Raw genomic sequence first — 18102 nt, forward strand, 5'->3', positions numbered from 1 at the left:
GGAAATGAGGAGAGAAGTGAGCGAGCAGAGCACCTGGCAGGTGACCGGGATGACGTGTGGGCACTGCGCCGCGTCGGTCTCCGAGGAGATCCGTGAGATCCCCGGGGTCGAGGACGTCGCCGTCACCGTCGAGACCGGTGCGGTCGTCGTGACCAGCGCCGGCCCGCTCGACCGGGCCGCGGTCGACGCTGCTGTGGCCGAAGCCGGCTACACCCTCGTCTGATGCGGACCTGGCAGAAGATCCTGGCGTACGTCGCTGCGCTGGTCGTCGTGTTCGGGGTCGCGCTCTGGATCGGGCAGACGGCCGGGCCGTTCGACACCGACGACGACGGCCACGACACCGGTCACGACAGCGACAGCGCCCGGGTGCACCTCGAGCCGGCCGACGGCCACGGGCACGACGCGGACTACGAGCTCGCGCTCGCGCAGGACGTCGTCGCGAGCGGGCGGCCGACGGTCGCCTTCCGGATCCTCGACGAGTCCGGCGACCCGGTCACGTCCTACGACGTGCAGCACGAGAAGCAGCTGCACCTGATCGCCGTACGACGCGACCTCGCCGAGTTCCGCCACGTCCACCCGCGGCTCGACCCCGGGACCGGCCAGTGGGAAGTGCCGATCGACCTCGGCGCGGGCTCCTGGCAGCTGTACGCCGACTTCGCGCCGACCGACGAGGACCCCACGGTGGCCGAGGCCGAGCTGATGGTCGCGGGCGACTTCACGCCCGAGGAGCTCGGTCCCGATCGGCTGACGTCACGGGTCGACGGCTACGAGGTCCACCTCGAGCGGGACGCTGCCACCTCGACGGTGTCCCTGCACGTGACCCGCGACGGCGCCGAGGTCACCGACCTGCAGCCCTACCTGGGCGCCTACGGGCACCTGGTCGCCATCCGGGCCGACGACCTCGCCTACCTGCACGTGCACCCGGAGGAGAGCACGCCCGGTCCGGAGATCGGGTTCCACGCCGAGTTCGAGGAGGACGGTCGCTACCGACTGTTCCTCGACTTCAAGCACGGCGACCGCGTGCACACGGCGGACTTCACGATCACCGTCGGCGACGCAGGGGATGACGAGACGGGCGGCGGCGACACGGACGAGGACATGGACGAGGACATGGACGAGGACATGGGCGGCGAGGGTGACGACCACGGCGATGACGACCACGACGACGGTGAGGGTCATGGCCACTGACACCTCGCAGGCCGAGCCGCTGGTCGAGGTCGACCTCGACATCACCGGCATGACCTGCGCGTCGTGCGCCAACCGCATCGAGCGCAAGCTCAACAAGCTCGAGGGCGTCACCGCGACGGTCAACTACGCCACCGAGCGCGCCACCGTCACCGCCCCGGCCGACGTGGACGCCGACGCCCTCATCGGCACGGTGGCCGGCGCCGGCTACGGCGCCTCCGTGCCCCGCTCGCCCCTGGCCGACGCCCGGGGCGGCGCCGGTGGCGACCGTGGCACCGGCGGGGGCGATTCGCCGGCCGACCGCGAGCTGACCGCGCTCCGCGACCGACTGGTGGGAGCGGTGGTCCTCGCGGTCCCGGTGATCGCGATGGCGATGGTGCCCGCGCTGCAGTTCGAGTACTGGCAATGGGCGTCGCTGACCCTTGCCGCGCCGGTCGCGACCTGGGGCGCCTGGCCGTTCCACCGGGCGGCGTGGACCAACCTGCGGCACGGCGCGACCACGATGGACACGCTGGTCTCGCTCGGCGTGCTGGCCGCCTTCGGCTGGTCGCTGGTCGCCCTGTTCTGGGGCACCGCGGGCGTGCCGGGCATGTCCCACCCGTTCGACCTGGTCCCGGACCGCGACGCGGGGCCAGCGTCCGGCCTGGGCGACATCTACCTCGAGGTGGCGGCCGGCGTCACCACGTTCCTGCTCGCGGGGCGCTACTTCGAGAAGCGGGCCAAGCGCCGGGCGGGTGACGCCCTACGTGCGCTGGCGGACCTCGGCGCGCGCGAGGTCGCCGTACTCCCTGACGGACCGGACGGTCCGGAGCGACGGATCCCCGTCGAGCAGCTGGCGGTGGGCGACCTGTTCGTCGTGCGCCCCGGCGAGAAGCTCGCCACCGACGGCGAGGTGGTCACCGGCCACTCCGCCGTCGACGCGTCGATGCTCACGGGCGAGTCGGTGCCGGTGGAGGTCGGCCCCGGTGACGAGGTCGTCGGCGCGACCCTCAACACGGCCGGCCGCCTGGTGGTGCGCGCGACCCGGGTCGGCGCCGACACCCACCTCTCCCAGCTCGCCCGGTTGGTCGAGGAGGCGCAGTCCGGCAAGGCGAAGGCGCAGCGGCTCGCGGACCGGATCTCCGGCGTCTTCGTCCCGGTCGTGATCGCCCTCGCGCTCGGCACGCTCGGCTTCTGGCTCGGCGCCGACGCGGGCTGGGAGATCGCGCTGACCGCCGCCGTCGCGGTGCTCATCATCGCCTGCCCGTGCGCCCTCGGGCTGGCCACGCCGACGGCGCTGATGGTCGGCACCGGGCGGGGTGCGCAGCTCGGCATCCTCATCCGGGGTCCCGAGGTGCTCGAAGCCACCCGCGCCGTCGACACGGTCGTGCTCGACAAGACCGGCACGGTCACGACCGGCGACATGCGGCTCACCGCGGTGGTTGCGGACGGTGCCCCCGACGACGACGTACGACGGGTCGCGGCGACCCTCGAAGCCGCCTCTGAGCACCCGATCGCCCGCGCGATCGCGGCCGGCGCGACGACCGGCACCCTCGCCGACTTCGTGAACGAGGCCGGTCTCGGTGTGACCGGCAGCGTCGACGGCCGCCCTGCCGTCATCGGCCGCGCCGCCTTCCTGACCGCGCGCGGCCTGACCATCCCGGATCCGTTGGCCGACGCGGTCGCTGCGGCCGAGGCCCGCGGCGCGACCCCGGTCGTCGTCGGCTGGTCCGGCAGGGCGTACGGCGTGCTCGTGGTGGCCGACACCGTGAAGGACTCCTCTGCGGACGCCGTCGCCCGGCTCCGGGCGCTCGGGTTGAGCCCGGTGCTCCTGACCGGCGACAACGAGCGGGCGGCCCGCGCGGTGGCGGCCGAGGTCGGGATCGACCAAGTGCGCGCCGGTGTGCTCCCGGCCGACAAGGTCGCGTTCGTCCGCTCCCTGCAGGACCAGGGTCGGGTGGTCGCGATGGTCGGCGACGGGGTCAACGACGCAGCCGCGCTGGCGCAGGCCGATCTCGGGATCGCGATGGGCACCGGCACCGACGTCGCCCGCGAGGCCAGCGACCTGACCATCGTCTCCGGCGACCTCAGGGTGGCCGCGGACGCCGTACGCCTGTCGCGACGCACCCTCGCCACGATCCGCGGCAACCTGTTCTGGGCGTTCGCCTACAACGTGGCGGCCCTGCCGCTGGCCGCCGCGGCCCTCCTCAACCCGATGCTCGCCGGCGCCGCCATGGCCGCCTCCAGCGTCTTCGTCGTGACCAACAGCCTCCGGCTGCGCAGGTTCCGCGGCTCCCGCTGATCGTCAGCAGGTCGCGAAGAGCACCGGGCCGTTCGCGAGGTCGGACATCACGTAGGAGCCCTCGACCGGCTCGAGGTCCATGGTCACGAGCTCGCCGTCGGCGGTGACGTCGCCGAGGTGGAACCGGTCGGGGAAGGAGCCGCCCTGACCGGGGGCGGGCCCCGCAGCGAGGACGGCGCGGGTGTCGGCGTTGGTGCGCGCCTGCTCCTCGGACTCGAACGCCATCGCGACCCGGACGTCGCCGTCGGTCCGCTCGGCGATCGCGAAGGCGCGAAGAGGGTTGACCTCGCCGGCCTCGTCGATCAGCTCGGCTGCCCGGGTGCGGTCGATGTCGTCGGCCTGGGTGATCGCGAGCGCGACGCAGGCGAGGTCGCCGGTGTAGATCGACGCCGACAACGCGCCCTCGACGTCCTCGGTCACCGCGGACACCGGGTCGTCGAGGTCCTCTCCGCGCTGCTCGTCGCGCCAGGTGACGAGCGTGGCGCTGTCGTCGCTCGCCGCCAGCACCCGCTGGTCACGATCGAGAGTGAAGAACGCCAGCTCCTGGGACAGCGTGTTGCCCAACCGCGCGAGCAGGTCCGGACCGCCGAGCCAGAACCCGTCCTCGGAGTCCGGCTCCTGGTAGCCCAGGTCGGCGAGCGAGCTCTCGACCTCGTCGAGGTCGAGGGACTCGGGCAGGCCCATCAGCACGATGGCGCCCTCCTCGCCCTGGGCGAACAGCTCCCAGTCGATGGTGGCGGGGGACCAGCCGAACTCCTCCTGGAGCGTGGGTGCCGACGACACCAGGGCTGACGCCGAGGTCAGGTCGGCGTCGAAACCCTGCGCGAGGAAGTCCTCGACGTCGGTGGTGGACGAGGCGGCCGTGAGGTCGATCCCGAGGTTCTCGCGAAGCCCTGCCCAGTCGGTCCAGCCGAGCCGGTCGCTGCCCTCGGGTGCCAGGGCCACTGCGGACCCGAGCCGCCCGGCGTCGCCGTCGTCGTCGCGCGAGGTCACGAACCAGGCGACGGCCACCCCGGCCACGAGCAGCAGCGCCACGCCGATGACGATCAGGTGACGACGGGGTAGCGACATGGAGGTTGGTCTCCTCTCCGGGGCGGACAGGTGTGACACTAACGCCGTGACCAGGAGCAGCCCCTCGTCGCCCCCGGACGTCCGGGCGGCCGGTGTGGTGACGTTCCGGCCCGGCCGCGAGGTGCTGCTGGTGCACCGCCCCAAGTACGACGACTGGTCCTTCCCCAAGGGCAAGCTGGAGCGGTGGGAGCACCCGACCGCGGCCGCCGTCCGCGAGGTGGCGGAGGAGACCGGCGTGCACGTGCGCCTCGGTCCGCCGCTGACCTCGCAGCGCTACCCGACGGACCGGCGGATGAAGACCGTGTCCTACTGGGCCGGTCGCGCCGTCGGTGACGACGACGTGAGCCTGTACCGACCCAACCACGAGATCGACCAGGTCGCCTGGGTGCGCATCGACAAGGCCGACGCGATGCTCACCTACCAGTACGACCGGGAGACCCTCGCCGAGGCCGTGCAGGTACGCCGCCGCACCCACCCGGTCGTCGTACTCCGGCACGCGAAGGCGCGCTCCCGCAGCGCCTGGCGCGGGGACGACCGGCTGCGCCCCCTTCTCAAGACCGGGATGGTCGAGGCGGATCGCATCGTCCCCCTGCTGGCGGCGTACGACGTGACCCGGATCGTGTCGTCGCCCAGCACCCGCTGCCTGCAGACCGTGAAGCCCTACTCCGACACGACGGGGTGGGGCATCGAGAGCCGCCGGCGCCTCAGCGAGGAGCAGGTGACCGCCAAGGGCGTCCAGAAGGTCGTCGACGAGCTGATCGCAGGTCAGCAGGGTGCGGTGATCTGCACACACCGGCCCGTCCTGCCTGTCGTGTACGACGCTCTCGGGCTGAGGCCCGGACAACGCGGTGACGAGCTCGGGACGGCCGAGATGCTGGTGGCGCACGTGCGCAAGGGCGCCGTCGTCGCCGTGGAGCGGCACCGGATCGGCTGAGACGGCACGCGACGCTTCGTCGCCTGTTCACCGTGCGTTCAGACGCGTCGGACGGTTGCGTTACCCGGCGTCCCTAGCGTCGGTGACGTCCAATGAACAACTACTCGGGGGGCGACGATCGATGCCCCTCAGTTCCCGAGAGGCAGATCTCTTGAACGTCACTCCCATTCGACGGGCGCTCGTGCCCGGCCTGGCCGCGCTGGCCCTGGTCCTCACCGCTTGCGGTAGCGACGACAGCGACGGCAACGGCAACGGCGGCACTGGCGACGGCAACGGGCTCGACACGAGCGTGACCGGTGAGGTCATCGTCGACGGGTCGTCGACGGTCTACCCGATGACCTCCACCGCCGGCCAGCTGATGAAGGCCGAGGGTTCGTCCATCGAGGTCTCCGTCGGTGAGTCCGGCACCGGTGGCGGCTTCGAGAAGTTCTGCGTCGGCGACACCGACATCTCCGACGCCTCGCGCCCGATCAAGGACGACGAGGAGGTGCCGGTCTGCGAGGAGAACGGGATCGAGTTCACCGAGCTGCTCGTCGCGACCGACGCGCTCACCGTCGCCGTCCACCCCGACCTCGCCGTCGACTGCCTGACGGTCGACGAGCTGGTCGCCCTGTTCGGTCCCAAGTCCACCGCCACGAACTGGCAGGACATCAACCCGGACTTCCCCGACGAGAAGATCACCGGCTTCATCCCCGGCACCGACTCCGGCACCTACGACTACATGGCTGCTGACGTCGTCGGCGACGAGTCGGAGACCCTCCGCAACGACTTCGAGAGCTCCGAGGACGACAACGTGCTCGTCCAGGGCATCTCGGGCACCGAAGGTGCGGTCGGCTTCTTCGGCTACTCCTACTACGAGGAGAACGCCGACACCCTGAAGGCCGTGGCCATCGACAGCGGCGCCGGTTGTGTCGAGCCGTCCGCTGAGACCGCGCAGGACGGCACGTACACGCCGCTCGCCCGGCCGCTGTTCATCTACGTGAACAACAAGTCGTACACCGAGGAGCCGGCCGTCGCGGAGTTCACGGACTACTACATCGCGAACCTGGCGGACATCGCCGAGGGCGCGCTGTTCATCCCGCTGAACGACGAGGACTACGCGGCGACCCAAGAGGCTCTCGCGGGTATCTCGGGCTGATCAGGTCCTCGGAGCTGGTTGATCACATGACGGTCGTCAAAGAGCCGGGTCCGCCCCTCGGGGCGGGCCCGGCCCCCGTCCTCACAGCCCGGTCCCGTCCGGGCGAGACGGTCATCAAGGCGCTGCTGCGTACGGCGGCGCTCCTGTCGGTTGCCATCACCATCGGCATCATCTTGGCGGTGCTCCAGCCGGCGATCGACTTCTTTCGGCAGGTCCCGCTCTCCGACTTCCTCGCGATGAGCGACCCGGCCGAGAGCGGTGAGCTCAAGCCCGCGGTGCTGCCGCTGCTCTGGGGGACCGCCCTCACGACGATCGTCGCGCTCCTCGTCGCCGTGCCCATCGGCCTCGCCGCCGCGATGTACCTCTCCGAGTACGCCTCCAAGCGGGCACGGAAGTGGCTGAAGCCGACCGTCGAGCTGCTCGCGGGCGTGCCGTCGGTCGTCTACGGGTTCTTCGCGTTGTCGTTCGTGACGCCGACGCTGCTCAACGACATCCTGCAGCTCAAGGTCAGCCTCACGAACTCGCTGGCCGCCGGGCTGGTGCTCGGCGTCATGATCATCCCGACGATCGCCTCGCTGTCGGAGGACTCGTTCTCGGCAGTCCCGATGGCGCTGCGTCAGGGGTCCCTGGCGATGGGCGCCAACCGGATGCAGACCACCGTCCGGGTCGTCCTTCCGGCGGCGCTCTCGGGCGTCGCAGCGGCAGTGGTGCTGGGGCTCTCGCGGGCCGTCGGCGAGACGATGATCGTCGCCCTGGCGGGCGGCTCGGCGAAGAGCACCTCGGTCGACCCCACCGAGGGCCACCAGACGATGACCGCCTTCATCGCGCAGACCGCCGCCGGGGAGAACCCGCCCGGGTCGGCGGAGTACAACATGCTCTTCGCAGTGGCCCTGCTGCTGTTCGTGATCACGTTCGTCATGAACATGATCAGCATCCGGATCGTCCGTCGATTCAGGCAGGCCTACTGATGAGCACCGCAACCACGACTGCGCGCGCAGTCACCACGTCGACGATCGCCACCGGGAAGAGCAAGGACCGCAACCTGGCCTCGCTCATCTTCCTCGGGGTGCTCTGGTTCTCGCTGTTCTTCGGAGTGGTCGTCCTCCTCGCGCTGATCATCGACACCGCGATCGAGGGTTCGGGCCGCTTCGACCACTACCTCTTCACGGACTACGAAAAGAGCATCGCCCACGAGCAGGCGCAGAAGTTCTCCGAGCTGCGCGGAATCCCCGTCGAGGACCTCTCGAACCACTTCACCGGGTTCCGTGGTGGGATCCTCGGCTCGTTGTGGCTGATGATCACCACCGCGCTGCTCGCGATCCCGCTCGGCATCGCCGCGGCGACGTACCTCGAGGAGTTCGCCGACTCGAGCACTTGGTACAACCGGATGATCGAGGTCAACCTGCAGAACCTCGCAGCGGTGCCGTCGATCATCTACGGCATGCTCGCCGCGGCGATCATGGGCCTGATGGGCTTCCAGTTCAAGGGCATCGTGATCGGCGGTGCGATCGCACTGGCGCTCCTGATCCTCCCGGTCGTCATCATCACGACGCGCGAGGCGCTGAGAGCTGTCCCGCAGGACATCCGTCAGGGCTCGCTCGCGCTGGGGGCCACCGTCTGGCAGACCACCCGGCGACAGACGTTGCCGTCGGCGATCCCCGGGATCGCCACCGGCACGATCCTCGGGCTCTCGCGAGCGATCGGCGAGGCTGCGCCCCTGATCATGGTCGGACTCGCTGCCGTGCAGTGGGATCCCACGGGCTTCACCAGCAAGGTGGAGGCCCTGCCCATGCAGATCTTCCGGATGGCGAGCAGCCCCCAGGAAGCAGTCCAAGAGGCCGCGTCCGCGGGGATCATCGTGCTGCTGGCGATGATCCTCGGGATGAACGCGATAGCCATCATCATCCGCAACAAGTTCCAGCGATCCTGGTAGGAGTCGGCATGTCCACCCAACCCGCAACGGCCACCTCGAGCACCGAGGGGGAGCCGTCGGCCCTCTCGCTGTCCATCGACGAGGAGGCCAAGCACAGCGTCATCGGTGAGGTGCCGGCTGAGTCCGTCATGGAGACGTTCCACCTCAACGTCTTCTACGGCGACTTCCACGCGGTCCACGACGTCAACCTGACCTTCGGCAAGAACGAGATCACCGCGCTCATCGGCCCGTCGGGCTGTGGCAAGTCGACGGTGCTCCGCTGCCTCAACCGGATGAACGACCTGGTGCCCGGCGCACGCGTCGAGGGCGAGATCAACTACCACGGGCAGAACATCTACGGCCCCAAGGTCGACCCGATCGCCGTGCGCCAGCACATCGGCATGGTGTTCCAGAAGCCGAACCCGTTCCCCAAGTCGATCTACGACAACATCGCCTACGGCCCGCGGGTCATCGGCATGAAGGTCGACAACATGGACGACCTGGTCGAGGAGGCGCTCCGGGGAGCCGCCCTGTGGGACGAGGTCAAGGACAAGCTGAAGCAGTCCGCCTACGGCCTGTCCGGCGGTCAGCAGCAGCGGCTCTGCATCGCGCGGACCATCGCCACCAAGCCGGACGTCATCTTGATGGACGAGCCGTGCTCGGCGCTGGACCCGATCGCGACCGCGAAGATCGAGGACCTGATGCTGCAGATGCGCAAGGACTTCACGATCATCATCGTGACCCACAACATGCAGCAGGCGGCGCGGGTGTCGGACCGGACGGCGTTCTTCACCGCCAAGCCCGACGAGACCACCGGCAACCGAACCGGACTGCTCGTCGAGTTCGACCGCACCAAGCAGCTGTTCTCGAACCCTGCGGACAAGCGCACCGAGGACTACATCTCGGGTCGCTTCGGCTGATCGGCCGATGGGCGCACGTCTCGGGCGGCGTTGGGCGGAGATCGCCGGTGCCCAGCTGCTCGTGGTCGACCCGGGTCGCGACGAGGCCGGTCTCGCCGACGGGATGGCGGGTCGCGGGGTGCACGTCACGTGGGTGACGACGACGGTCGACGGGCTGATCGAGTTCGGGCGCCTCGACCCCCACGCCGTCGTGGTCTCGCCCGGCGCGCCCGGGCTCCCCGCGGTCGACTTCGTCACCGCGATCCGCAACCACGGCACGCCGTACGTCGTCGCGGCGCTCGAGCACGCCAACGCCGCCGCCATCGGCGGGCTGATGCTCGCGGGTGCGAGCGCGGTCGTCGCGCGCCCGTACTCAGCCGACCACCTCTGGGAGCTGCTCAGCCACTCGCCGCGATCGCTCGAGGAGCACGCCCGCCTGGTCGTCGGTCCGATCGAGCTCGACGCCGCTGCCTACCGGGTGCTCATCGACGGCCGGAGGATCGCCGACCTCCCGCTGAAGGAGTTCGAGCTGCTGCGCGCCCTGATGCTGCGATCCCCGGGAGTCGTCAGCGACGACGAGCTTCGCGAGGCGCTCTGGGGCGCGCTCGGCCGCCGGCCGAGCGGCAACACCATCGCCATGCACGTGACCCGCCTGCGCCACCGCCTCGGCGATGCCGCCGTCGTACGACGGATCCGCGGCCGGGGCTACTCGCTGACTGTCGGGTAGGGCCCGAACCTGTCTGTCCAGCAGTTCCCCTGCCGACGCCGGGCGCCGCTGTGAAGGCCTGGTGAACCCTCGGCAAACGTTCCGCGGGGTTGATTGTCGCGGTCCGCAACGGGCCATAGTGTTCGTCTCCGCCAGAGACCCTTTCGTCTGCCCTCAACTGGTGCAGAACTCGGAGAACAGGACGTATCCAGGTGCGATCGAGTGTTGGATTCACGCTACGCGCGACGTTGCTCGCCTTGTTGGTGTCGTTGACATCCCTTGTCGGCTCTGCTCACTTGTCGCCGGCATCGGCCGCGGACTACTTCGCCGGTTGGCGCGGCTGCCCGGTGGAGTTCAAGCAGCCGTACGGCAAGGTCGTGAAGGACGGGAACGGCGATCCGTACATCGTCAACGCCAACGGCCGTGTGCGGGCGGTGAGGGACGATCCCGACTGCACCAGCGACATTCAGATCGTCGTGTGCATGGATGTCAGGCACAAGAGGAACGGCGTATGGGGATCGTGGGACAATGCGAGCAAGGGCACTCTTAGCTACCAGCGGTACGGATGCAAAGCGTGGAACGCCGCCGGCGCTTGGGACTGGCTCGAGATGAACAGCTACGGGCTGGCCGGAACTACGCAGGAAGTCGACTGCTCTGACCTCCAAGCCGTCAAAGTCCGCACTTCGGTCTACTTCCGCGAAACCCCGTCGCCGTACGCGTCGTCGGCAGTGACGAGGAGCAGCCTGACAAGCATGGTTCTCACTCTGACCTGCTGAGTGCGCGGCGTCAGAGCCGGGTGATCCCGTGCAGGATCCAGTAGGTGACCGCGGCGGCGGACGCAGCGGCGGGGAAGGTGAGCACCCAGGCGGTGAGGATGCTCCGGGCGACTCCCCAACGCACGGCGGAGAGCCGCTTGACCGCGCCGACGCCCATCACCGCTGAGGTGATCGTGTGGGTCGTCGAGATCGGGGCCTCGTAGACGTAGGCGGTCGTGTACAGGACCGACGCCGCCACCGACTCGGCGGCGAAGCCCTGGGGCGGGTCGAGGTGGATGATCCGCCGGCCGAGGGTGCGCATGATCCGCCACCCGCCGGACCAGGTGCCGAGCGAGATCGCCGTCGCGGCGGCGATGATCACCCAGATCGGCAGGTCACCGCCCTGCTCCTCGGTCGCGACGTAGCCGCCGGTGACCAGGGCCAGGAAGATCACGCCCATCGTCTTCTGCGCGTCCTGCAGGCCGTGGCCGAGCGCCATCGCGGCGGCGGAGATCGTCTGCGCGATGCGGAAGCCCCGGTTGGCCCGGTGTGGGCTGGTCCGCCGGAAGATCCACAGCACTGCCAGCATCACCGCGAAGCCGGCGGCGAAGGCGAAGATCGGTGACAGGAACATCGGGATGACGACCTTCTCGAGCACCGTGCTCCAGGAGACCGTGACGCCGCCCGCGATGGCGGAGCCGACCAGGCCGCCGATCAGGGCGTGGGAGGACGACGACGGCAGGCCGTAGTACCAGGTGATCATGTTCCACGTGATCGCGCCCACGAGACCTGCCCCCACTATCAGCAGACCGTGGTTGTTCTCCGGTGGCGAGATCGTGTCGCTCACGGTGTGGGCGACCTTCTGGCCGAGGAACGCTCCGACGAAGTTCATGATCGCAGCGAGTGCGAGGGCGACCTTGGGCGTCAGCGCGCGGGTCGAGACCGACGTCGCGATGGCGTTGGCCGCGTCGTGGAAGCCGTTGGTGTAGTCGAAGACGAGCGCGACTACGACGACCGCGATCACGATCGCAAGGGTGAGTGACACGGGAGAGGACCTCGGTCAGCTTTCCTTGACGGCGATCTGCTCGACGATGTTCGCGACCTTCTCGAAGGCGTCGATCGCCCCCTCGAGCGACTCCTCGACGTCCTTCAGCTTGAGCACGTCGATCGTCTTGTACTCGCCCGAGAAGAGGCTGGCCAGGATCCGGCGGTGGAACTTGTCGCCGGCGTTCTCGAGCCGGTTGATCTCGATCCAGTAGTCCTCGAGCGACTGCATGGACTGCAGCCGCGGCATCGCCTCGGCCGTCAGCTCGGCGCACCGCTGCAGCACGCTGACCTGCTCGGAGAGGTCCGCGGGGAGGGTCTCGATCTCGTAGAGGAGGATCAGGTCGACCGCCTCGTCCATCATGTCCATCACGTCGTCCAGGCCGGAGCCGAGCGCGTAGATGTCCTCGCGGTCGAAGGGCGTCACGAACGTGCTGTTGACCTTCTTCACGATCGCGTGGGTGGTCTCGTCGGCCGCGTGCTCGGCCGCACGCATGCGCTCCGCGACGTCAGGCTTGTTGGACGAGTCGGCCAGCATCTCGGCCAGCAGCTCGGCACCGAGCACCAGGTGCTGGGCCGACTGGGTGAAGAGGTCGTAGAAGGACGTGTCAACCGGACGGAGACGCAGGCGCACTTGAACTCCCGTTGAGGCGGAGGCGAACGGCCTCATGCTAGGGGGTGACGAACCGCTCCTGGCAAACGCGGCCCCCCGGACCGCGTTGTGGCCTTGCGCACGGCGAGGGTCCCGGAGCTCGCCGAACCGCGGTCAGTTCCCGTACGGCGACCGCGGGATCAGCCGTGGCGGCGCATCCGGTGGGTGGCGATCAGCGCCTCCTGGAAGTGCACCGCACCCCGGTGCCGGACCCAGTCCCCGTCCGGTCCGAGCACCCAGGCCTCGGTCGTGTCCGCGAACGCCTCGTCGAGCAGGCGCCCGACCTCGGCGACGTTGGCGGCGGTGGGGAGCCGCACCAGGACCTCGACGCGACGGTCGAGGTTGCGGTGCATCATGTCGGCCGAACCGATCCACGCCACCGGCTGGCCGCCGTTGCCGAACCAGAAGATCCGGCTGTGCTCGAGGAACCGCCCCAGGATCGAGCGGACGGTGATGTTCTCGGACAGACCGGGGACCCCGGGCCGGAGCGCGCAGATGCCGCGGATGAACAGCTCGACCGGCACCCCCTCCCGGGAGGCCAGGTAGAGGCTGTCGATGACCTGCTCGTCGACGAGGGAGTTGACCTTGAACCGGATCCCGGACGGCCGTCCGGCGCGGTGGTGGGCGATCTCGGCGTGGATCTGGTCGGTCAGCCCCGAGCGCACGGAGTCGGGAGCGACCAGGAGCTCGTCGTACCGCGCCTTGCGCGACCAGCCGCTGAGGTTGTTGAAGAGGTGGGCGACGTCGTCGCCGATCGTCTCGTTGGTGGTCAGCAGGCCGAGGTCCTCGTACATCCGGGCGGTCTTGCTGTTGTAGTTGCCCGTGCCGATGTGGGTGTAGCGCCGGATGCCTTCCGGCTCGTCGCGGACGACCATCGCCAGCTTGCAGTGGGTCTTGAGGCCGACCAGGCCGTAGACCACGTGACAGCCGGCCTGCTCCAGCTTGCGGGCCCAGCGGATGTTCGCCTGCTCGTCGAACCGCGCCTTGATCTCGACCAGTGCCAGCACCTGCTTGCCGGCGTCGGCGGCATCGATGAGCGCGTCGATGATCGGGGAGTCGCCGGAGGTCCGGTAGACGGTCTGCTTGATGGCGAGCACGTGCGGGTCGGCCGCGGCCTGCTCGATGAACCGCTGCACCGAGGTGGCGAACGAGTCGTAGGGGTGGTGCAGCATCACGTCGTTGCGACGCAGTGCCTTGAACACGTCGACCGGGGCCGACGACTCCACCTCGGCGAGCAGCGGGTGCGTGCTCGGCACGAACGCGGGGTACTTCAGCTCCTCGCGCGCCAGGTCGGCGATGCCGTGCAGTCCGCGGAGGTCGAGCGGTCCGGGCAACCGGACCACCTCCTCCTCGCTGATGTCGAGCTCCGAGACGAGCAGCTCGAGCACGGCCGGCGTGATCGACTCCTCGACCTCGAGCCGGACCGGCGGACCGAACTTCCGGCGCAACAGCTCCTTCTCCAACGCGGCCAGCAGGTTCTCGGCGTCGTCCTCCTCGACCTCGACGTCCTCGTTGCGGGTGACCCGGAACGTGTGCGCCTCGAGCACCTCCATGCCGGGGAACAGCCGCACCAGGTGGGCGCCGATCACGTCCTCGAGCGGCACGAACCGCTGGTTGCCCAGCGCCACGAACCGGTCGAAGTTCGACGGCACCTTGACGCGCGCGAAGTGCTGCTTGTTGGTGCGCGGGTTGCGTACGACGACCGCGAGGTTGAGGGAGAGGCCCGAGATGTAGGGGAACGGGTGCGCGGGGTCGACGGCGAGCGGCGTCAGCACCGGGAAGACCCGATCGCGGAAGAGCCGCTTGCAGACCCGCTGCTCGTCGCGGTCCAGGTCGCCCCAGCGGACCAGCTCGATGCCCTCGGCGCGCAACGCCGGTGCGACGAGGTCGCGGAACGTCGCGGCGTGCCGGTGGGCGAGGGTGCCGGCCTGCGTCCAGATCGTCTCCAGGACCTCGCGCGGCATCTTGCCCGACGCGGCGCGCACCGCCAGGCCGGTGGCGATCCGCCGCTTGAGGCCGGCGACGCGGACCATGAAGAACTCGTCGAGGTTGCTGGCGAAGATCGCGAGGTAGCGAGCGCGCTCGAGCAGCGGCAGGTCGGTGTCCTCGGCGAGCTCGAGCACCCGCTGGTTGAAGCGCAGCCAGGACAGCTCTCGGTCGAGGAACCGGTCCTCGACCTCGGCGATCGCGTCCAGGTCGGCCTGGTCGGGGACGTACGACGCCGCCTCCGTCGGCGCACCGGTCCCGTTCTGGGGGGCGGTGTCGTCGACCGATTCGGGAAGCAGTTCCTGGGCCATGGAGTGAGTGTCCCACCGACCGGTGAACGGCTGGTGTCGTGCGGGAGGTGGGCACTCGGGACAGGGGGCTAGGTTCTTCTCCGTGACTCTCCTCGCCGCCGTTGAGGCTGGTTCCCTGCGCGCCGCGATGGCGGCTCCCGCCCCGCTCCGACGCCTGGTCGCCGGTCGGCCGGTCATGCTCGACGGCCAGATCCTCGCTCCCGACCTGCAGGTCATGCTCCGGCTGCAGGCGATCGCGCGGCCGCGCCGTGAGGACGTGCCCATCGCCGTCCTCCGCGACAACATGCGGCGCGAGTGCGCGCTGGTCGGCGGCAGCCAGCCGATCGGAGAGGTGCGCGACCTCACGGTGGCCGGCCGTCCCGCGCGGCACTACCTGCCGAGCGCGCCGGCCGTCACCGGAGCCGGCCCGCTGCTCGTCTACCTGCACGGCGGTGGCTGGATCGAGGGCGACCTCGACACCCACGACGCCACCTGCCGGGTGCTCGCCGAGCGATCCGGGGTCCCGGTGCTCGCGCTGACCTACCGGTTGGGTCCGGAGCACCCGTTCCCCGCGGCGCACGACGACGCCGACGAGGGCTACCGCTGGGTGATCGACCACGCTGCCGAGCTCGGCGCGGATCCGCAGCGGGTCGCCGTCGGCGGCGGCTCGGCGGGCGGGAACCTGGCCGCGTCCGTCGCGCTCGCGGCGGCGCGCGACGGCGTACCCCTGGCCTGGCAGCTGCTGATCTACCCGTGCACCGAGATCGAGCGCGACACCCAGAGCCTGCGGCTGTTCGGCCACGGGTTCTACCTCGACCGGCGGTTCATGGACCGCGCGGACGCCAGCTATCTGCCGCTGCCGGAGAACCGGCACGACCCGCGGGTGTCGCTGGTGCTGGCGAAGATTCCGGACGACCTGGCGCCGGCGTACGTCGTCACCGCCGGTTTCGACCCGCTGCGTGACGAGGGCGAGGCCTACGCCCGCATGCTGGCCGATGCCGGCGTGACCGTCGAGCTCCAGCGGTTCACCGGCCAGATCCACGGCTTCGTCAACATCGTCGGGGTCGGCCGCTCGTCACGGGCTGCGGTCGACGGCATCGCCGACCGGCTCCGGGCGGCGCTCACCACCTAGGTGCCGGTCAGAGGTTCGGTCGGTGCTCGCGCAGCAGCCGGACGAACTCGTGGGGGTCGACCATGTCGGCGTCGACGACGAGGTCGTCCATGCCCTTGCGGTGGAACCGCACCTGCCAGTAGGCGTCGCCGGGCCGGCCGACCATGTCGACCGAGGTGTGCTCCTGGCGCAGGTCGAAGCGGTACGACGTCTCGCCCTTCGCGACGTAGACGACGCCGCGGCTCACGCTGACCTCGACGCTCGGGACGCGGGTGCGAGCAGCGGCGTAGGCCAACGCCAGCGTGGCGACGATCATCGCGAACCCGAACGGCGAGTCGAGGTTGCCGTTGACCAGCGCGAGCAGCGCGACCATCCCCGCGACGACCGCGGTCGCGGCGAGGATCATCGACAGCACCCGGGGGTCGCTGCCGTCGCGGGCCAGACCGGATCCGACGGGGCCGGTGCCGTCGAAGATCGGGATCTGCTCCTCCGCTCCGGCCTCGAGGTCGGCGATCCGGGCCTGCGCGGCGGTGAGCTCCGCGGTCAGGTCCGCGACCTGCTGCTCGGCATCCGCGCAGCGTGCGGCGAGTGCGTCGCGCTCGTTCTGCAACGACTCCACCCGCGCTTGGTCTAGAGGTTCGGACGCCATTGCCGCAACGCCTCGACGAAGGTGCGGGGATCGACGGTCTTCGCGTCGATCTCGATGGGGGCCAGGCTGCGCCTCAGGATCAGGACCTTCCAGCCGCGGCTGCCGGGCTTGCCGACCTGCTCGATCTGGGTGCTCGGGCTGGTGAGGTCGAACCGACTGCTGAACTCTCCGATGACGACCTTCATCACGCCCTGGTCGTCGATGTGGACGCTCCGCGTCGAACCGATCGCCCGCAGCGCGTAGAGCAGCAGCACGAACGTCACGGCCGACAGCGTGGCGGCGAGCTGGATGTCGTCGCGCAGCCGGTCCTGCAGCGCCATCCGCCCGACGACCACGGCAAGGGCCAGGGCCGTGGCGATCGCGAGCAGGGGCATCACGCCGCTGCCGCGGCGGGAGTGGTACGGCGTGTGCTTGCCCGTGGTGACCAGCGCCGGCTCGGGCTCGGGCTCGGTCTGGGGCTGGGGCTCCGGCTCCGGCTCCGGGGCCCGCGCGGCCACGAGATCGTCGAGCTCGTCCTCGTCGGCAGCGAGGTCCTCGTCGAGGTCGTCCAGGACATCCAGGTCGTCGAGCTCGTCCTCGTCGGCGGCGAGGTCGTCGTCGAGGTCGCCGTCGAGGTCGCCGTCGAGGTCGCCGTCGAGGTCGCCGTCGAGGTCGTAGGACTCGTCCTCGTCGGCGGAGAGGTCGTCGTCGAGGTCGTCCAGGGCATCCAGGTCGTCGAGCTCGTCCTCGTCGGCGAGGGGCTCGACGAGATCAGCGGCAGCCGCGGCGTCGGTCGGCTCGTCGCTGTCGGAAGCAGGCTCAGGGGTCTCGTCGGTGCTGGACCTGAGCGGCCGGGCTCCGGGCCACGACCCCGCCCAGCGGTCGAGCAGCGTCTCGGGGTCGGCCGGTCCCTCGGGCGACCCCGCAGCGGAGTCGGCGTCCGCGTCGGTCGTCGCGTCCGCGAGCAGGTCGTTGGCGTCGGCGCGGTGGATACCGACCGGTGTGGCGACGGCCGGGGCGGTGAGTGCGGTCCAGCGGTCGAGCAGGCTCTCGGCCGTCGTCGGCGCGTCCTCCGTCTGCTCCGTCTCCTCCGAGTCCTCCGTGTCCCCGACGTCGGCCAGGTCGGCCTCCGCCTCGGCGGCGGCGCGGGCTTCGGCTTCGGCTTCGGCTTCGGCAAGCGCAACGGCTTCAGCCTCAGCGGCAGCGGCTTCGGCCTCGGCGGCGGCGGCAGCGGCAGCGGCGGCTTCGGCCTCGGCAGCAGCGCGGGCCTCTGCTTCGGCAAGCGCGGCGGCTTCGGTCTCGGCGATGGCGCGGGCCTCTGCTTCGGCACGTGCGGCGGCTTCGGCCTCGGCGGCGGCAGCGGCGGCCTCAGCCTCGGCAGCGGCGAGCGCCTCAGCCGCGGCGGCTGCCTCTGCCTCAGCAGCGGCTCTCACCGCGGCTTCGGCCGCGGCGCGCTCGTCGGCCTCGCGGCGTGCCTCGGCGGTGGCCCGCTCCTGCTCCTCGGCTCGCG

Annotated in this window: 16 protein-coding genes and 1 pseudogene; 11 read left to right on the plus strand and 6 right to left on the minus strand. The window is 70.3% G+C overall.

Translation table 11 applies throughout. The features are described 5' to 3' along the window. Positions 1-16: 16 nt before the first annotated feature. Genes H0488_RS05260 through H0488_RS05270 form a run of 3 tightly spaced genes read left to right on the plus strand, consistent with a single transcriptional unit; the run spans position 17 to position 3466 of the window. Positions 17-223: a heavy-metal-associated domain-containing protein gene (locus H0488_RS05260; protein ID WP_446685602.1), complete on the plus strand. Its 207-nt coding sequence runs from the start codon at positions 17-19 to the stop codon at positions 221-223. Continuing rightward, positions 223-1188 carry a DUF8832 domain-containing protein gene (locus H0488_RS05265; RefSeq protein WP_220794218.1) on the plus strand — a complete coding sequence of 322 codons (966 nt, stop codon included), beginning with the start codon at positions 223-225 and terminating at the stop codon, positions 1186-1188. Before H0488_RS05260 ends, H0488_RS05265 begins: the two co-directional genes overlap by 1 nt. Next, complete coding sequence (locus tag H0488_RS05270) at positions 1151-3466, plus strand: heavy metal translocating P-type ATPase (protein WP_220794219.1); 2316 nt, start codon at positions 1151-1153, stop codon at positions 3464-3466. Before H0488_RS05265 ends, H0488_RS05270 begins: the two co-directional genes overlap by 38 nt. Before the next feature lie 3 nt (positions 3467-3469). Here H0488_RS05270 and H0488_RS05275 read toward each other — a convergent pair whose 3' ends face one another. Beyond that, the gene (locus H0488_RS05275; RefSeq protein WP_183098237.1) at positions 3470-4537 is read right to left on the minus strand and encodes a hypothetical protein; all 1068 of its coding nucleotides are present in this window, start codon (positions 4535-4537) and stop codon (positions 3470-3472) included. Positions 4538-4583: 46 nt separating this feature from the next. Here H0488_RS05275 and H0488_RS05280 point away from each other — a divergent pair, with 46 nt between their 5' ends. The 7 genes from H0488_RS05280 to H0488_RS05310 all read left to right on the plus strand — a co-directional run bounded on the left by H0488_RS05280 (position 4584) and on the right by H0488_RS05310 (position 10902). Further along, positions 4584-5471, plus strand: a complete 888-nt coding sequence (locus tag H0488_RS05280) for an NUDIX hydrolase (RefSeq protein WP_312856224.1) — start codon at positions 4584-4586, stop codon at positions 5469-5471. A 151-nt stretch (positions 5472-5622) separates the two neighbouring features. Continuing rightward, complete coding sequence (locus H0488_RS05285) at positions 5623-6609, plus strand: PstS family phosphate ABC transporter substrate-binding protein (RefSeq protein ID WP_183098239.1); 987 nt, start codon at positions 5623-5625, stop codon at positions 6607-6609. Between the two features lie 26 nt (positions 6610-6635). Beyond that, complete coding sequence (gene pstC, locus H0488_RS05290; protein ID WP_183098240.1) at positions 6636-7577, plus strand: phosphate ABC transporter permease subunit PstC; 942 nt, start codon at positions 6636-6638, stop codon at positions 7575-7577. Then, entirely contained in the window at positions 7577-8542 is a 966-nt protein-coding gene (gene pstA / locus H0488_RS05295; RefSeq protein ID WP_183098241.1) for a phosphate ABC transporter permease PstA, read from the plus strand. Before pstC ends, pstA begins: the two co-directional genes overlap by 1 nt. Before the next feature lie 128 nt (positions 8543-8670). After that, positions 8671-9441 (plus strand): phosphate ABC transporter ATP-binding protein PstB, encoded by a 771-nt coding sequence (gene pstB, locus H0488_RS05300; RefSeq protein WP_220794226.1) that lies wholly within the window; start codon positions 8671-8673, stop codon positions 9439-9441. 7 nt (positions 9442-9448) lie between these two features. Further along, the gene (locus H0488_RS05305) at positions 9449-10147 is read left to right on the plus strand and encodes a winged helix-turn-helix transcriptional regulator (RefSeq protein ID WP_183098243.1); all 699 of its coding nucleotides are present in this window, start codon (positions 9449-9451) and stop codon (positions 10145-10147) included. A 326-nt stretch (positions 10148-10473) separates the two neighbouring features. Then, the gene (locus tag H0488_RS05310; RefSeq protein WP_183098244.1) at positions 10474-10902 is read left to right on the plus strand and encodes a hypothetical protein; all 429 of its coding nucleotides are present in this window, start codon (positions 10474-10476) and stop codon (positions 10900-10902) included. A gap of 10 nt (positions 10903-10912) precedes the next feature. On the opposite strand, the gene H0488_RS05315 is transcribed toward H0488_RS05310, so the two are convergent. The 3 genes from H0488_RS05315 to H0488_RS05325 all read right to left on the minus strand — a co-directional run bounded on the left by H0488_RS05315 (position 10913) and on the right by H0488_RS05325 (position 14874). Then, positions 10913-11926: an inorganic phosphate transporter gene (locus H0488_RS05315; protein ID WP_183098245.1), complete on the minus strand. Its 1014-nt coding sequence runs from the start codon at positions 11924-11926 to the stop codon at positions 10913-10915. Between the two features lie 15 nt (positions 11927-11941). Next, positions 11942-12559 carry a DUF47 domain-containing protein gene (locus H0488_RS05320; RefSeq protein WP_183098246.1) on the minus strand — a complete coding sequence of 206 codons (618 nt, stop codon included), beginning with the start codon at positions 12557-12559 and terminating at the stop codon, positions 11942-11944. Between the two features lie 158 nt (positions 12560-12717). Then, entirely contained in the window at positions 12718-14874 is a 2157-nt protein-coding gene (locus H0488_RS05325) for an RNA degradosome polyphosphate kinase (RefSeq protein ID WP_183098247.1), read from the minus strand. 82 nt (positions 14875-14956) lie between these two features. Here H0488_RS05325 and H0488_RS05330 point away from each other — a divergent pair, with 82 nt between their 5' ends. Next, on the plus strand, positions 14957-15985 hold the full coding sequence (locus tag H0488_RS05330; protein WP_312856225.1) for an alpha/beta hydrolase: 1029 nt from the start codon (positions 14957-14959) through the stop codon (positions 15983-15985). Positions 15986-15992: 7 nt separating this feature from the next. Here H0488_RS05330 and H0488_RS05335 read toward each other — a convergent pair whose 3' ends face one another. After that, positions 15993-16583 (minus strand): hypothetical protein, encoded by a 591-nt coding sequence (locus H0488_RS05335; protein ID WP_183098248.1) that lies wholly within the window; start codon positions 16581-16583, stop codon positions 15993-15995. A gap of 11 nt (positions 16584-16594) precedes the next feature. Then, positions 16595-18102: pseudogene (locus H0488_RS05340) on the minus strand (hypothetical protein); the annotation flags it as partial.

Origin of the sequence: Nocardioides pelophilus, assembly GCF_014180685.1 — a bacterium.
GTDB classification, from domain to species: domain Bacteria; phylum Actinomycetota; class Actinomycetes; order Propionibacteriales; family Nocardioidaceae; genus Nocardioides; species Nocardioides pelophilus.

What these genes read in the sequence shown, in the direction of transcription:
- pstB (WP_220794226.1), top strand. Translation starts at nt 8,671, where the DNA reads ATGGAGACGTTCCACCTCAACGTCTTCTACGGCGACTTCCACGCGGTC.
- H0488_RS05275 (WP_183098237.1), bottom strand. Translation starts at nt 4,537, where the DNA reads ATGTCGCTACCCCGTCGTCACCTGATCGTCATCGGCGTGGCGCTGCTG.
- H0488_RS05265 (WP_220794218.1), top strand. Translation starts at nt 223, where the DNA reads ATGCGGACCTGGCAGAAGATCCTGGCGTACGTCGCTGCGCTGGTCGTC.
- H0488_RS05305 (WP_183098243.1), top strand. Translation starts at nt 9,449, where the DNA reads ATGGGCGCACGTCTCGGGCGGCGTTGGGCGGAGATCGCCGGTGCCCAG.
- H0488_RS05270 (WP_220794219.1), top strand. Translation starts at nt 1,151, where the DNA reads ATGACGACCACGACGACGGTGAGGGTCATGGCCACTGACACCTCGCAG.
- H0488_RS05325 (WP_183098247.1), bottom strand. Translation starts at nt 14,874, where the DNA reads ATGGCCCAGGAACTGCTTCCCGAATCGGTCGACGACACCGCCCCCCAG.
- pstC (WP_183098240.1), top strand. Translation starts at nt 6,636, where the DNA reads ATGACGGTCGTCAAAGAGCCGGGTCCGCCCCTCGGGGCGGGCCCGGCC.
- pstA (WP_183098241.1), top strand. Translation starts at nt 7,577, where the DNA reads ATGAGCACCGCAACCACGACTGCGCGCGCAGTCACCACGTCGACGATC.